The 15,653-nt window shown below is 36.4% G+C and carries 16 protein-coding genes; 7 read left to right on the top strand and 9 right to left on the bottom strand.

Annotated features, from left to right (window positions below; genetic code table 11):
• Positions 1-9 precede the first annotated feature (9 nt).
• The 4 genes from nusB (at position 10) to KO527_RS12005 (ending at position 5,198) form a co-directional block, all read left to right on the top strand.
• A complete protein-coding gene (nusB, locus tag KO527_RS12020) occupies positions 10-420 on the top strand; it encodes a transcription antitermination factor NusB (RefSeq protein WP_216040539.1) in 411 nt (136 codons plus the stop codon).
• Between the two features lie 56 nt (positions 421-476).
• On the top strand, positions 477-1,436 hold the full coding sequence (thiL, locus tag KO527_RS12015; RefSeq protein WP_216040538.1) for a thiamine-phosphate kinase: 960 nt from the start codon (positions 477-479) through the stop codon (positions 1,434-1,436).
• A 12-nt stretch (positions 1,437-1,448) separates the two neighbouring features.
• Entirely contained in the window at positions 1,449-1,931 is a 483-nt protein-coding gene (locus tag KO527_RS12010) for a phosphatidylglycerophosphatase A (protein WP_216040537.1), read from the top strand.
• A gap of 87 nt (positions 1,932-2,018) precedes the next feature.
• Positions 2,019-5,198, top strand: a complete 3,180-nt coding sequence (locus KO527_RS12005; protein WP_354668618.1) for a diguanylate cyclase — start codon at positions 2,019-2,021, stop codon at positions 5,196-5,198.
• 244 nt (positions 5,199-5,442) lie between these two features.
• Here the strand turns inward: KO527_RS12005 and KO527_RS12000 are convergent, their stop codons facing one another.
• The 4 genes from KO527_RS12000 to KO527_RS11985 all read right to left on the bottom strand — a co-directional run bounded on the left by KO527_RS12000 (position 5,443) and on the right by KO527_RS11985 (position 8,164).
• Positions 5,443-5,892 carry a DUF4426 domain-containing protein gene (locus KO527_RS12000; RefSeq protein ID WP_216040536.1) on the bottom strand — a complete coding sequence of 150 codons (450 nt, stop codon included), beginning with the start codon at positions 5,890-5,892 and terminating at the stop codon, positions 5,443-5,445.
• Between the two features lie 179 nt (positions 5,893-6,071).
• Positions 6,072-6,605 carry a YggT family protein gene (locus tag KO527_RS11995; RefSeq protein WP_216040535.1) on the bottom strand — a complete coding sequence of 178 codons (534 nt, stop codon included), beginning with the start codon at positions 6,603-6,605 and terminating at the stop codon, positions 6,072-6,074.
• Positions 6,606-6,649: 44 nt separating this feature from the next.
• Positions 6,650-7,468, bottom strand: a complete 819-nt coding sequence (gene proC, locus KO527_RS11990; RefSeq protein ID WP_216040534.1) for a pyrroline-5-carboxylate reductase — start codon at positions 7,466-7,468, stop codon at positions 6,650-6,652.
• A 9-nt stretch (positions 7,469-7,477) separates the two neighbouring features.
• Positions 7,478-8,164, bottom strand: a complete 687-nt coding sequence (locus tag KO527_RS11985) for a YggS family pyridoxal phosphate-dependent enzyme (protein WP_216040533.1) — start codon at positions 8,162-8,164, stop codon at positions 7,478-7,480.
• A gap of 39 nt (positions 8,165-8,203) precedes the next feature.
• On the opposite strand from KO527_RS11985, the gene KO527_RS11980 reads away from it, so the two are divergent.
• The 3 genes from KO527_RS11980 to KO527_RS11970 all read left to right on the top strand — a co-directional run bounded on the left by KO527_RS11980 (position 8,204) and on the right by KO527_RS11970 (position 11,383).
• Positions 8,204-9,256 carry a type IV pilus twitching motility protein PilT gene (locus tag KO527_RS11980; RefSeq protein WP_216040532.1) on the top strand — a complete coding sequence of 351 codons (1,053 nt, stop codon included), beginning with the start codon at positions 8,204-8,206 and terminating at the stop codon, positions 9,254-9,256.
• The gene (locus KO527_RS11975; protein WP_216040531.1) at positions 9,257-10,390 is read left to right on the top strand and encodes a PilT/PilU family type 4a pilus ATPase; all 1,134 of its coding nucleotides are present in this window, start codon (positions 9,257-9,259) and stop codon (positions 10,388-10,390) included.
• 126 nt (positions 10,391-10,516) lie between these two features.
• Complete coding sequence (locus tag KO527_RS11970) at positions 10,517-11,383, top strand: hypothetical protein (RefSeq protein WP_252733655.1); 867 nt, start codon at positions 10,517-10,519, stop codon at positions 11,381-11,383.
• Here the strand turns inward: KO527_RS11970 and ruvX are convergent, their stop codons facing one another.
• The 5 genes from ruvX to KO527_RS11945 form a co-directional block, all read right to left on the bottom strand.
• Positions 11,384-11,830: a Holliday junction resolvase RuvX gene (gene ruvX, locus KO527_RS11965; protein WP_216040530.1), complete on the bottom strand. Its 447-nt coding sequence runs from the start codon at positions 11,828-11,830 to the stop codon at positions 11,384-11,386. It abuts the gene before it with no gap.
• Between the two features lie 35 nt (positions 11,831-11,865).
• Entirely contained in the window at positions 11,866-12,423 is a 558-nt protein-coding gene (locus KO527_RS11960; protein ID WP_042147479.1) for a YqgE/AlgH family protein, read from the bottom strand.
• An 81-nt stretch (positions 12,424-12,504) separates the two neighbouring features.
• Positions 12,505-13,455 carry a glutathione synthase gene (gene gshB, locus KO527_RS11955; protein ID WP_216040529.1) on the bottom strand — a complete coding sequence of 317 codons (951 nt, stop codon included), beginning with the start codon at positions 13,453-13,455 and terminating at the stop codon, positions 12,505-12,507.
• Between the two features lie 95 nt (positions 13,456-13,550).
• On the bottom strand, positions 13,551-14,282 hold the full coding sequence (rsmE, locus tag KO527_RS11950; protein ID WP_216040528.1) for a 16S rRNA (uracil(1498)-N(3))-methyltransferase: 732 nt from the start codon (positions 14,280-14,282) through the stop codon (positions 13,551-13,553).
• A 143-nt stretch (positions 14,283-14,425) separates the two neighbouring features.
• Positions 14,426-15,547: a DUF3083 family protein gene (locus KO527_RS11945; protein WP_042147488.1), complete on the bottom strand. Its 1,122-nt coding sequence runs from the start codon at positions 15,545-15,547 to the stop codon at positions 14,426-14,428.
• Between the last annotated feature and the right edge of the window lie 106 nt (positions 15,548-15,653).

Below are 15,653 nucleotides of genomic sequence, written 5' to 3'. Positions count from 1 at the left end.
GGATTCCTAGTGAAACCAGCTGCAAGACGTAAAGCACGCGTATTAGCGTTGCAAGCAATTTATTCTTGGCAATTAAGCGGTAATGCAATTGCTACGATTGAACAACATATGCTTTTAGAAAATGATGTTACTAAAATGGATGTTGAGTACTTCAAAGACTTAGCACGTGGTGTTTCTGTACATCATGCTCAGTTAGATGAGCTTTTATCACCTCATTTAGCACGTCCTTTTGATGACTTAGACATGGTTGAAAAAGCGATTTTACGTTTATCTGGATATGAACTTAAATTCCGTGAAGATGTCCCATATAAAGTAGCAATCAATGAATCAATTGAACTAGCTAAGTTATTTGGTGCTGAAGACAGTCATAAATTTGTTAACGGTGTTTTAGATAAAGCTGTTAAAGATTTACGAGCTTAGTCCCTGAGAATAAATTTACTAATTAAGGGAGCCGGCCACAGCCGGCTTTTTTGTGTATGGACGAATTTGAATTAATCAGCCGTTTTTTTAAGAATAACGGTATTACCCGTAAAGATGTTGATTTAGGCATAGGTGATGATGGCGCAGTTGTAACTGTACCTGAAAACTGTCAATTAGTTGTAACAACTGATACGCTTATTTCAGGCGTGCATTTTTTTCCTGATATGGATCCGCGTGCTTTAGGGCATAGAGCATTAGCTGTAAATTTAAGTGATTTAGCGGCAATGGGAGCAGAACCTGCTTGGATCTCTTTAGCATTAACATTACCTGAAGCTGATATTCACTGGTTGGAAGAGTTTACTGCTGGTATGCATGAAATTGCTGAATACTTTAATGTTCAGATCATAGGTGGTGATACAACCAAAGGGCCTTTGACAATTTCGGTGTGTGCTAAAGGCACTGTACCTAATGGAAAGGCGCTAAAACGCTCAGGTGCTAAAAATGGCGATTGGATCTATGTATCTGGTCCATTAGGTGATTCAGGTGTTGCTATTGAAGCGCAAAAAGGTAAACACAACCTGTCACCAAGACAGTTAGAAGCCGTTAAAAAACGTTTTGAATACCCAAGTCCTAGAGTTGCTGCTGGCCAAGTTTTACGTGGTTTGGCATCCTCTGCTATTGATATTTCTGATGGTTTAATTGCGGATCTACAACACATTCTTGATTTATCAGGTGTAGGCGCAATTATTGATGTTGAAAAAGTACCTGTTTCAGATGTATTAAAAGAAGCTTTAACACAAGATGAATACTTACCCTATGCCTTAGCTTATGGTGATGATTATGAGTTATTGTTTACTGTTCCAGAAGATAATAAAGGCATGCTTGAAATTAATTTGCGCCAATATGGCGTTGAAGCTGTATGCATAGGTCAAATTAAAGGCAATGCAGGTGAAATTGAGTTATTAAAAAGTGAAGAGCGCTTTGAGATTAACGAAAAAGGTTATCAACATTTTTAATAAGGGTGAGTTTTGAGTACAAAAAGCCAATTTAATTTAAAAAAACCACATCAATTTTTGGCGTTGGGATTTGGTTTAGGTTTAGCACCTAAGGCACCAGGTACATTTGGTACCTTTGCCGCATTACCATTTATATTTTTAACAGCACAATATGGTATTGTTGTGCAGTTACTCACTGCTCTCGTGATCAGTGTAGTTGGTATTTGGTTATGTGGTAAAACAGCTGATGATGTAGGTGTGCATGATCATGGTGCTATCGTTTGGGATGAAGTGGCTGGCTATTATATTACTATGATAGGCGCGGTTATTAGTTGGCAGACCTTGCTTGTTGGTTTTGTACTATTTCGCTTTTTTGATATAGCAAAACCAGGACCTATCAGATGGCTTGATAAAAAAGTATCTGGTGGTTTTGGCATTATGATAGATGATGTACTTGCGGGTATTTTTTCATTAATTTGCCTGCAAGCTTTAATTAAAGCGGGTTATTTAGTATAAATAGCTTTAATTAGGATTAATAATCTTAAAAACCAGAGTCAAAAGCATGGTTAGGGTTTTTAAGAACACAATAAAAGAAGATGTTAAGTGATCAAACAATATGTGAGATCTAGCTTTTTTGTATTTATTTTTATACTTTTAAATGCAATAAGTTCAGGTGCCTTTGCTTCAATTAATGATTATGTTGTAAAGCAATGGAGTACGTTAGATGGCTTAGCATCGCAGTCTTTAAAAAGTGTTGTACAAGACAAACAAGGCTATATTTGGATCGGTACACAGTTTGGTCTTAGCCGCTTTGATGGACAGCAATTTACCAATTTCACAACTTCTAATTCAAAATTTTTACCAAGTAACTCTATTAATAAACTGATGTTAGATCGTGATGGTTTATTATGGGTGGGCACAAAAAAAGGATTAGTTAGATTAGATCCTAAATCACTTAGCTTTACAAAATATAATGTCAAAGGTCCAGTTCGAGATATTTTAGAAGATAATGATAATCGCATTTGGATTGCTGCAAATGGCTTGTATTTATTTTCTCAAGATAAGTTTAAATCTTTAAATCAAATCATTAGTGGCATTTCTTCTAATCGAGATTGGGTGGACCCTCAAGGACGTTACCGTTCAGATAGAGAAAAGCAAAATGCAATTAGTCAGCTAATTGGCTCAGTAAATAAAATGGCATTATCACCTGAAGGAATTTGGCTGATAAATAATCGCTTTTTATTACGTTTAACTAATCTTTCTGATGATCCTGGCGCAGCACTTCGCCTTGAAATTACAGCAAAAGTATCTCTACCCGAACGCTTAGGGCAAGCAATTGTTTATGATTTGTCATGGATTGATGGCAACCTTTATTTAGCCTCAGAGCTGGGTGCTTATTTTCTTGATTTTTTAGGTGCAAATTTTTTAGATGTCGATGAAGAGTTAAGGCCATTTGCACTGCCTCACAGTAGTAATAAAGCTGTTTATAAATTCATGAGTGATGCTGATGGTGCCCTGTGGGTCTCATCATATGGGCGACTATTTTATCGCGATGATTCAGGTGAATGGCAGTGGATTGAGCCTACACAATTGGGGCAGAATATTTGGTTTTCAGATATATTTCAAGATCGAGAAAAAAATATTTGGTTAACCAGTCTCAGTGAAGGCTTGTGGAAAGTACATGCTGGTAACATTAAGCGCCATAAAACAACAGCAGGTCTCACTGAAGCCATAATGGCGGTGACTTTATCTCCTGATGGTCATCTTTGGGCAGCAACACAAAGTGGTGTTGGTTATTTTGATGCAAATAACGAATATGTAAATGAAATCCCTCTTTCTGAACTAGAGCGTTCATCTATTAATGATATGTTCTTTCAAGGTTCAAGATTATATTTAGGAACCGATCGGGGTGTTGTTTATTATCAAGACGGAAAAGTAGAAACCTTACCTGGAAGGGCTTTGCGTTATAACCCTGTATTAGCTTTAGCGCCTTCGTCTAGTGGCGGAATTTGGATAGGTACGGCTCGCGGTTTATTTCGCCAAGCTTATAGTGGTTTAAAGCCTTTTGTTTATAATGCCTTTTTGGATAGTAAGTTTATTACATATGTCATGGATAAAGGCACCTATGGTTGGCTTGGAACTAGTAAAGGCGCTTATTATTTTACTGATAAAGGCATAGAGCGCACAGGTAGTTCAACAGCACTTGAAAATGCCTATGTTACGAGTATTTTAGAAGTGGCTGAAGTAGGTACTTTTATTGGTACTTTAAATGATGGTTTGTTTTATCGAGATCTAAAAAAGCAGTGGCGCCAGTTTGATATTTCAAATGGCTTACCTTATGGCCCAATTTTTAGTTTGCACTTTGATGAAAATTTACAGCAGCTTTGGGTAAGCACACTTAAAGGTGTATACCGCTTACCTGTTATCCAATTCCCTAAAGCGCTTGATAGCTTAAAAGCAGAGCAAGTGATTACCTCTCTAGATCGTCAATTAGATGGTAAACCAAGCCAATGTTGTGCTGGTTATGGTCATGATGCGGTTGCAGATCAAAAAGGATCGTTATGGTACCCAAGTTTGAAAGGTTTGGTAGAAGTACCTAAGAATATAGAGCTATTTGGTTCAGAAGCATTAACACCACATATTGAAAGCATCATTACCGATAAAAGATCCATTGGTTTTATTAATGATGATAAAACAGTATTAGATACCGATGAGCGTAATGTGACGATTAAGTACACTGCAATAGATTATTCAGCACCAAAAAGCATAGAGTTTAGATATAAATTATTAGGGTTAGATAATGATTGGCGTTATGCCAAAATGCGCCGCGAAGCGATTTACACTAACTTATCACCGGGTACTTTTGTTTTTGAGCTATCAGTTAAACGTGTCAGTGAGTCTTGGGGTGATGCGATAGATACTGAGCTTGTATTTGTAGTACCAAAAACGTTTGATGAAACCGTTTATTTTCGTTTAATGATTATTTCAATTTTCTTTCTGGTATTTTATCTATTGTTTTGGATGTACCGGGCCCAAGAGCGTAGAAAACAAATTGAATTAGAAAAGCAGGTAGAAACCCGAACTCAAGAATTAAAGTCGGCCAATGATAAATTAAATAATGCTAACTCCCAGCTAAAAGAAGTGAGCCATAATGATGAGTTAACAGGATTAAGAAGTCGTCGATTCTTATTTGATCAATTGCCTAAAGACATTGAGCATTTCCAGAGAAATAGAGCAAGCATAGAAGAGCAGGGTAAGGCGATGGCGCTGCTTATTATTAATTTAGATGACTTTAGTCGGGTAAATGATACTTACGGTCCTATGGCCGGTGATAGCTGCTTACAGCAAGTTGCCGCTTTACTTAATAGCAAAACGCAAGGCTCGGATTATATTGTACGTTGGAGTGGTGATGAATTCTTATTACTACTAAGAGATATGAGGCGTGATGCAATAACGCGTTATGTGAAACGCTTAGGGCAAACGATTGCTCAGCACAACTTTAAGTTACCAAATGGAAAAGCGATTCATTTGACTAGCTCTATGGGTTGGGCTTTTTATCCATTACCATTATTAGGTGGTCAAATCATTGGCTGGGAAACGTCTATTAATATAGCTGATTTGGCTTTGCATCGCGTAAAAGATAACGGTAGAAATGGTTATGCGACTTTTTCTTTTGATGAGCAATTAGATGCTTTTGAGTTTGAAAATAGCGAAAACATAGAAGTACAATTAAATAACTTGTTAGAAACTGGGTTGTCAGAATTAAAAATATGGCAGTTCTAACATAAACCTGCTCCGCATTTTTGTTAGGGCCACTTTGTGGCTTTTATAATGTAAAGGGAGGTTTGCTACTTATCGGTAATTGCTCCGCGCATTATAAAAATACGCGCGATATTATCGGTAATTGCTCCTGCATTACTCTACTACCTACTTCAATGTAGGCAAAATCCTGCCTACTACATCATTATCATAGCGAAGCTATCATTAATAAAGTACCCCGCATCACATTGTGATGCGGGGTATTTTATTAATCTACATAAAACTTTTGCTGAAACTTCAATTTTTTAAAGTTTTTACCTTGGCTTATTTCTAATTCAAAACGATAAGTTTCTTCATTTCGGTATTTGATTGGTGCGATGTAATACACTGAATCGCCCTCTACAATCTCTTTAAATTCCATCTCTATGCGATGACCAATTAAGTTTCTAGCCACACCTGTTATTTTCACTTTTTGTGCGGGTGTATCTTTGGTGCGGTTATCTAATACAGAAATATTAACGACACCTGCATAACCGCTACGTTCAATGCCATAATGCTTTGCTATTTTAGGTTGTAAAAAAGTAGAGGGAAAAGCGATGTAATGCACATCCCAGTTACCTAAGGTTTTAAATTGGCCACCTTGATCACTTGCTTGCGTAAAAGCGGAAAATAAAAAGAAAGTTACAAATAGCAAAATGACATGATTGAACTTTATCATTGGGTGTCTCCATCGACATTGGCTTTATGAGTGAGTCGCCATAGTTGGCTTTATTCTGATTATAGTATCAGGAATGATTTTTATCTTGTTATTTTTTATAGATTAAATAACTTTTGGTGGGAAAACAGAACAAAGAGGCGCTACTTTTAGCGCCTCTTTAAAAGTAATTTATATTGGGTTTATTTAAACAAATCCATAAACAAAATTTGAATAAACTGAATACCTATAATCAATACTAATACAGATAAATCTAAGCCGCCAATAGGAGGGATGATTTTTCGAATTGGTCTAAGCATAGGTTCTGTTAGTTGATGGAATACAGCTTCCATAGGGTTATTTCCTTGGCTTACCCAGCTTAAAATTGCACGGATAATCAGCACCCAAAATACTAAGTTTATAGCTTCTTTAACAAGTGTAATACCTGAGCCGATTAATGCACTGATAGGCTCCCATGTGCCATAAATCATTAACATTACAACACTTACTTTTGCAAAAGCGATTAAAAAACCTAATACCAAAGAAGCAACATCTATCCCTGCAAAGCCAGGAATGACTTTACGTAAAGGGTTCACTAAAGGAGAGGTGGCCTTAACTATAAATTGACTTAAAGGGTTATAAAAATCAGCTTTTGCCAATTGGAGCCAAAAACGAAGTAAAACCACCATTAAAAATAAATCAAAGGCGATTTCAATTAAAAATTTAAATGCATTCATTGGTTACCTATTTTATTTTCTGTGCTCTTTAACTACAGAGCTTATTAAAGTTCTTGTTCCATTTCTTGTGCGCGCGCAATACATTTATCCATTGCATCTGAAACACTTTGTACTAAACCACTTTGTTCAAACTGAGCAATCGCAGCAGCAGTAGTGCCATTTTTAGATGTCACGTTAGCACGTAAAGTAGAGATTGAAATATCTTGAGACGCTACCATTTGCGCAGCACCTAAAGCTGTTTGCTGTACTAACTGTCTTGCTTGTTCATCACTAAAACCTAACGCTTTTGCTTTTTGTTCTATGGCTTCCATAAACAAAAAGAAATAAGCCGGTGATGAACCCGTTACGGCTGTAATATTATTAATATCTGCTTCTGTTTCAAGCCAAGTAACTATGCCTGTATTTTCAAATATGCTTTGTGTAAAAGCACGTTCTTCATCAGTCGCATTTTCAGTATAAAGTCCAGATACACCTTTACCTAATAAACAAGGCGTATTAGGCATACAACGTATCATAGTCACTTTTTGAGCTAACATTTGTTGTAATCTTTCAATTGTTAAACCCGCTGCCACAGAAATAAATAACTTTTTACTGATATCTATGCCTGAATCAACAAAAGTTTTACATAAATCAGCCATCATTTGTGGCTTTACGCTCAGTACAATAACATCAGATTTTGCTAATGCAGCTAAGTTATCTGTATCAGTTGATATTGCTAATTCTTTGGCTACTTTTGCTAACTTTTCGCTGTTACGGTTGGTGGCGATAATACGGTTTTTATCAAAACCATTTTTAATCATGCCACTGATAATTGCGTAACTCATATTGCCTGTGCCAATAAAGGCGATGGTTTTGTCTGTCATTTATAAACCTTAACTTCTTGCACCAAAGATGTCGGTACCAATTCTTACCATAGTTGAGCCTGCAGCGATGGCTGCTTCCAAATCTGCACTCATGCCCATAGATAGCGTATCAATCTCTTTATATTGGGTCTGTAGCGCATCAAAGCAAGTTTTTAAATGACTAAAAGCCTGGATTTGTTGCTCTAATGATTCCTTTTTCTCAGGGATTGCCATTAATCCTCTGAGCTTTATATTATCTAAGGCATGGATACTGAGTGCCAGTTGGTTTACTTCTGCTAATGTACAGCCGGATTTAGATGCCTCATCACTGATGTTGACTTGTATTAATACATTAAGAGGCGGTAATTCGGGATCTCTTTGCTCACTTAAGCGTTTTACGATTTTTAATCTGTCGATACTTTGCACCCAAGAAAAATTATTTGCAATTAATTTGGTTTTATTTGATTGTATCGGACCTATAAAATGCCATTGAATATCATCAAGATGCGCGAGCTTTTCAATTTTTTCAACAGACTCTTGAACATAAGATTCACCAAATTTTCGGTGACCAGCCTCATAAGCATCTAAAATAAGATCAATTGGCTTAGTTTTACTCACTGCGAGCAAAGTAATACTTTGTTCTGGGCGGTTAAACTTTTTTACTGCTTCTTTGATTCTACCATAGGCGGAATCCAGTCGTTCTGCTATTGTAATCATATACTTATATCTAAATTTATTAGTTTTCGGAGTTTACCCATGGATATTACCGAATTATTGGCCTTTAGTGTGCAACATAATTCTTCAGATTTACATTTATCGTCAGATGTATCACCTATGATACGTGTTGACGGTGATGTTAGGCGTGTCAATATTCCAGCTTTAGAAGCCAAAGATGTCAATGGGTTAGTTTATGACATTATGAGCGATAAACAACGTAAAGACTACGAAGAAAACTTAGAATGCGATTTTTCTTTTGAAGTGCCAAATTTAGCGCGTTTTCGTGTAAATGCATTTAATACTAATAGAGGGCCCGCAGCTGTATTTCGTACGATCCCAAGTGACATTTTGTCTTTAGAAGACTTAGGTGCCCCTGAAATTTTTAAGGAAATTTCAGATAACCCTAGGGGGTTAGTACTGGTTACCGGACCTACAGGTTCTGGTAAGTCTACAACATTAGCTGCCATGGTTGATTATATTAACGCATCGCGACATGACCATATTTTAACAATTGAAGATCCAATCGAGTTTGTACACAAAAATAAACTGAGCCTGATAAACCAAAGGGAAGTACATAGAGATACTAAAAGCTTTAATAATGCCCTTCGTAGTGCATTACGTGAAGATCCCGATGTGATACTGGTTGGTGAGCTTCGTGATTTAGAAACCATACGATTAGCAATGACAGCTGCCGAAACCGGTCACTTAGTATTTGGTACGCTACATACAACCTCAGCACCTAAAACCATTGACCGTATTATTGATGTTTTCCCTGCAGCTGAAAAATCTATGGTACGTTCGATGTTATCTGAGTCATTACGTGCCGTTATCTCACAAACTTTACTTAAGAAAACCGGTGGTGGTCGTGTTGCGGCACACGAGATCATGATAGGTATTCCTGCAATCAGAAACCTTATTCGTGAAGATAAAATTCCACAAATGTACTCATCCATTCAAACCGGAGCGGGTTTTGGTATGCAAACCATGGATCAATGTTTAACAAATTTACTTAATAGGGGCTTGATCAGTCAAGCTGCTGCTGCTGCAAAAGCACATGATAAATCTCAGTTTAATTCTTCAGGGGGAATGTAAATGGAAGCGGGTAAATTAAATTATTATTTAGCAAAAATGTGTGACGCAGATGCATCTGATGTATTTGTTTCTAGTCATTTACCGGTGAGTGCAAAAATAAATGGCGAGCTAACACCTTTAGATGAGCATGACTTAAGTGAAGAAGAGTCTTTGTCTTTAGTCGAATCAGCAATGAGTGAAAAACAAAAAACTGAATTTCATTCAACAAAAGAATGTAATTTTGCCATAGCAACGGATGAAGGCCGCTTTAGGATCTCTGCATTTTGGCAACGAGACAAAGCGGGCATGGTTATTCGCCGCATAGTAACTACGATCCCTGATGTTGGGGATCTTGGTTTACCATCGGTACTCACTGATTTGATAATGGCTAAAAAAGGCTTGTTACTATTTGTGGGTGGTACGGGCACAGGTAAGTCTACTTCTCTGGCTGCTTTATTAGGTTATCGTAATCGTAATCATAAAGGGCATATTTTAACTATTGAAGATCCAATAGAGTTTGTGCATGAGCATGAAAAGAGCATTATTACACAAAGAGAAGTGGGCTTAGATACCGACAGTTTCGATTCCGCTTTAAAGAGCTCATTACGTCAAGCGCCAGATGTAATACTGATAGGTGAAATACGTTCTCAAGAAACAATGGAATATGCATTAAGCTTTGCTGAAACAGGCCACTTATGTGTTGCAACCTTACATGCAAACAATGCTAACCAAGCAATTGACCGTATTATGCATTTAGTGCCAAAAGAAAAACACGAAAAATTAAAATATGATTTAGCACTTAATTTACGTGGCATTGTTGCACAGCAATTAATTCCAACATCCGATGGCAAAGGTCGTGTCGCAGCGATTGAAGTATTGTTAAACTCACCTATGATTGCTGAGTTAGTGAAAAAAGGAGATATTGGCGGTATTAAAGAAACCATGTCTAAGTCTCGCGAAATGGGCATGCAGACTTTTGATCAGGCTTTATTTGATCATTATCAAAACCAAAGAATTAACTATGCGGATGCACTACATAATGCTGATTCGCCAAATGATTTAAGATTAATGATCAAACTAAGAAATAATGATCAGCAAGGCGCTGGTTTCTTACAAGGTGTGACAGTTGATGGTTTAGGTGACGATAACCCTTAACTTTTGTTTTTGTAATAGCTTGATTTTATTGCGTAAAGTGTTATGAGCTCATTTTTAAATGGGCTTTTCTTTTATCTATATTTAGGTTTATACTTTAATACTGATATGTAAATAATGGTGAGGTTCATGATACATAAAACGATATTAATATGTATTGTTTATATTCTTTGTAGCCTAAATACATGTCATGCATATGGTAAAAACGAAATAAAAATGTTTTTACGTGATGATGTATATGAAGATTATATGACTTTTTTAGCCGGTCGAGATCCTTTAGAAATCACCTCTTTCAGTGGTCATAAAATTAGGCGTGATGTGGTTGATATGATAATCGCACAACAAGCGCTTAAATTAGGCGGCTTTCATAAATCCTTTAAATATAAAGTGGGTAAAATTAACTTTAGAAATACAAAGTTATTAGAGCAAGGTACGCTTTTACTTAGCTTTGATACCTATTGGTTGGCAGATGCACATCAATTGAATGAAAAGGTATATATTTCAGATCCGGTAATTAATAAAGGCGAATATCTTGCTGGCATATTTACTAACCCTACAAATGAAAAGGTATTTTCAATAAAGTCTTTATCTGACTTTAAAGGTTTAACATCAGTTTCTACGCCTAGGTGGCGTACGGATTGGCAAACCTTAATGGATTTACCTTTAAAAGAAGTCTTTCAAGAGCATGAATGGTTAGGGCAAACACGTATGGTTAACTTAAAGTGGGCTGACTTTATGTTAATGCCATTTATGCCCGCAAGAGATAATGTATATAAACTCGAAAGCATAGAGTTAAAAGCCGTACCGGGCATTGCAATTATGCTTGATGATAGTCGCCACTTTGTTATTAGTAAAAAGCACCCTGATGGTTTTTTAGCTTATCAAGCAATGCAGATTGGACTTGATAAGCTAAGAGCAAAAGGCTTAATTATGCAAGCTTATAGAGAGGCGGGTTTTATTCCTAAAAAGGGCAGTGTGAAAATTTTAAACCAGTAACTAACCCCATTGATTTTCAAAAAAACTTTCTAAGATTATTCTAGCTGACATACTATCTACATTGCCTTTTTTTAGGTTTTTATAACCGCCGTGTTCAAAAAGTTGCGACTTTGCATCTGTAGTGGTTAATCGTTCATCCTGTGTTTCAACAGGTAAACCATGTTTATTATGTAAACGGTTAGCAAATTTTTTGGCTTGAAAGGTTACTTGTTGATTGCTGCCGTCCATATTTAAAGGTAAACCTACTACAATTAAGTCAGGTAACCATTCATCAACAATCACTTTTATCTCATCCCAATTAGGGATGCCATCTTGTGCTTTAACTGCGCATAATGGTGATGCAGAACCGGTAACTTCTTGGCCCACAGCAATACCGATACTTTTAGTACCAAAATCGAATCCTAATACAGTTCGTTGACCTTTTTCTTTTAGCTGGCGCTTTGCCATTTTTACCTCAATATAAACGTGTTATTTTTAGATCTTTAAGCATGACCTGTTTGCGTACTTAATTTGCTAATATCAATGCCGAGCATCTCAATTGCTTTTTCCCACCTTAAATGTGCGGGAGTACTAAATATAATGTCAGGATCAGCTTCAATTGTGAGCCATGCATTATCCATTAACTCTTGTTCAAGTTGTCCTGAACTCCAACCGGCATAACCTAAAGAGATTAAAAATTTTTCAGGTGCTAACTCAGTTGTAAGTGATGTTAATACATCTTTAGATGTGGTGATCATAACGTCATTGGTGAGTTTTAAGCTTGATTGATAACCTTCTTTAGGGATGTGTAATACAAAACCTTGCTCTTGTTGAACTGGGCCGCCAGAGAACACTGCGATATTGGCTGCGTCGGTTTCTTTATTGTTATCAATTTTTATTTGATCAAGTAGCTCACCTACAGTTAAATCTATCGGTTGGTTAATGACTAAACCCATTGCACCTTGGTCATTATGTTCACAAATATAGGTAACGGAATGTTCAAATGCCGGATCTTGCATATTTGGCATTGCAATGAGAAAGTGATTTTCTAAAGATTGCATAACATTCACCTTAGTTCGTTATTTAAAAAGGTAATACTTTATTTATTATAAGCATTACCTGAGAGATACCGTAATAATATCTTATGATTTTAATCTTTGTTCAATGGCATCAAATAAGATGCCTGTGATTGAGATATCATAAGCTGCTTGAATTTCTTTTACGCAAGTTGGCGCTGTTACATTTATTTCAGTTAACTTATCACCAATGATATCTAAGCCAACAAAAATAAGGCCTTTTTCTTTTAATGTTGGTGCAATCGCTTGTGCAATTTTAAGATCTGACTCACTTAACGGGCGCGCTTCACCACGGCCACCCACGGCTAAATTACCGCGTGTTTCGCCATTTTGTGGGATACGGGCTAAGCAATATGGAATAACTTGGCCATCAACCACTAATACACGTTTATCGCCTTGTTTTATTTCAGGGATATAGTTTTGTGCCATCGCAAACTCACTACCATGTTTCGTGAGTGTTTCACAAATTACGCCTAAATTAGCATCATCTTGTTTGACTCTGAATATTGATGCGCCACCCATGCCATCAAGTGGTTTTAAAATAATATCGCCGTGCTCATCTAAAAAGCTGCGGATCTGCTTTTGACTTCTTGTTACTAAAGTATCCGGTGTAAATTCGCTAAACCAAGCGGTAAATAGTTTCTCATTTGCATCACGCAAGCTTTGCGGTTTATTTACAATTAAAGTGCCTGCAAGTTCTGCGCGTTCTAAAATATACGTTGCGTAAATATATTCGGTATCAAATGGTGGATCTTTTCGCATTAAAATTACATCAAGATCAGCTAAGGCAATGCTTTGTTTTTCTTCTAAATCATACCAATGGTTTTCATCTTCAAAAACTTGGGCTTTTGCTGCTGTTGCAAAGGCTTGACCTTTTCTTAGGTAAAGGTCGTCCATTTCCATATAATAGATTTCATAACCACGGCTTTGTGCTTCTACCATCATGGCAAAACCAGTATCTTTTTTAATATTAAAACCTGAAATTGGGTCTGAAACGATCCCGAGTTTTATGCTCATGTGATGACCTTATTATTTAGCGGGACCTGTGGTCCAAATTTGTTAGTTATAAAGTATATGGGGCTAGTTTATGAAAAAACTAGCCTAAGAAAAGTTTAAGCTAAATCACCAAATTGTAATTGTAATGCACTTAATACTGTCAATGCTGCTGTTTCAGTTCTTAATACTCTTGGGCCTAAACGAATATCCATAAATCCACAGTTTTTAGTTTTTAACATTTCAGCATCGGTAAATCCGCCTTCAGGGCCAACAACAAAGCGTAGACCATTTGATGGTTCTGGAATCGTTTTTATGCTGTGTTCAGCTCTAGGGTGTAGTGTGATTTTTAATTCATCGGATGTTTGCTCTAACCAGCTTTCTATTTTAATTGGTTCATGAATTTTTGTAATGAAATTACGCCCAGATTGCTCGGCAGCTGAAATTGCAATTTTTTGCCACTGTAGATGTTTTTTTTCTAATCTATCACCGCTGAGTTTTACACCACATCGTTCGGTGAAAATTGGGGTGATTTCAGTCACACCAAGTTCGACAGACTTTTGAATTGTAAAATCCATTTTATCGCCTCTTGAAATACCTTGGCCTAAGTGGATTTTAAGGGGTGACTCAACATCTTTTTCAATAAATTCGATTACTTTTACTGAAGCTGATTTTTTACTTACTTCAGATAATTCACATAGGTATTCACCGCCTTCACCATTAAATAGGCAAACCTGCTCGCCAATACCCATACGTAAAACGCGAGTAATATGGCCTGCCGCATCTGGAAGTAAAGCTAAAGTTTGGTTAAGGTTAATTTCGCCAGGTTGATAAATATGTGGAATGCGCATAATAGTAATAAATTAATTTAATGGTGAGTAATGATCATGATACAGATATCTATTGTTTATATCTATTTTCTAGAGTTAAAGGTTATCTTGGAGGGAGTTAGAGGGCTCAATTTGAGCCACTCTATATTTTAAGCTACTTATATTTAAGCTTGATCGAAGTGGTAAGCTAAATGTTGGTGGAAGCGAATAGCGATTTCTTCATGATCTGGCGTCATTTCTAACTCTTTTGCCATCATACGTAATGACTTATCAACGGTTTCCATAAATTTAGCAAAACCTTTATCTTCAATATCATCTTTAGTTGCCGCAAAAATGATTTGTACATAATCAACTAAATGATCATCTTGCCAGTTACAGTAAAATTCATTTTTAGGTTCGATAGGGTCAAAACCTAACATCTGAAGCTCACCTACTTTTTGCTCAGGTTTATTTGAGCTATTACGAATAATCGGTGTTAAGCCATTAGCGATAAATGCACCATTTTTTAAATTATAATGGTTGGCAGATTTTACACATGCATCAGATAATGTTTGGTAAAAATCAGCGTAAGATTGTTCACCAACTAAATTTACATTGCTACGTTTTAATAAACGACGAGAAATCGGCATACTTGCTACTACATAACTCATAGTATCGTTTTGCTCAGGCAAGATAACATCGGCTGCTTTATAACGATTTTTAATGCGTCTTAAAGTATGGCCGTTAGAGCCTTCAACGCCTTTATCTTTTGCAAATAAATCATAAGTTAAATGCTGATGATCACGTAAACGCACAGCGCTTGCATCAACACCCACTTCAGATAAAAGCTTTGTAAGTGTTTCGCGAACTTTTGTATGGTATCCCGCAGCACTTGTGCGAATAGAATCGCCAGATGCTAAAAATAATAGTGATATTTTTTTAGAGCGAACAGCACCATCGAAATGTGACTTATATGACTGATGGTATTCTGGGTTATAAAAAATCAGCATTTGCTGATCTGTTTCCCAGTATCGGATCTCTTGGTTAAAACGAACACGAGGTAATTTATCATTAGCGATAAAATGCACATTATCTATATCAGCCTCTTCACATACGGTGAAAAGTTGCTCTGAGAACTTTTGATAAAAACTCTGCCAAGGCTTTAATTTATCAGAGCTGTCACTACTTTCAAAACGCTCTAATAATTCATCTGTTATTTTAAACTCAGCTAATAAAAATTGGTTATAACGAGAATTAGAAGGTAAATAAACTTTACTAACTTTACTGCGACTACGACGAATAGACATTATTGATCCTTAATTAATAAGCACGCTTTTTATAGGGTTATTATAAAATTCTAATCATTTGATTTATTGTTTTAGAACAAAGTTTTCTCAAGTAGACATTCATTTA

Origin of the sequence: Pseudoalteromonas sp. C2R02 (genome assembly GCF_018860845.1) — a bacterium.
GTDB lineage: Bacteria > Pseudomonadota > Gammaproteobacteria > Enterobacterales > Alteromonadaceae > Pseudoalteromonas.
This window is presented reverse-complemented; position numbering and strand designations above follow the sequence as displayed.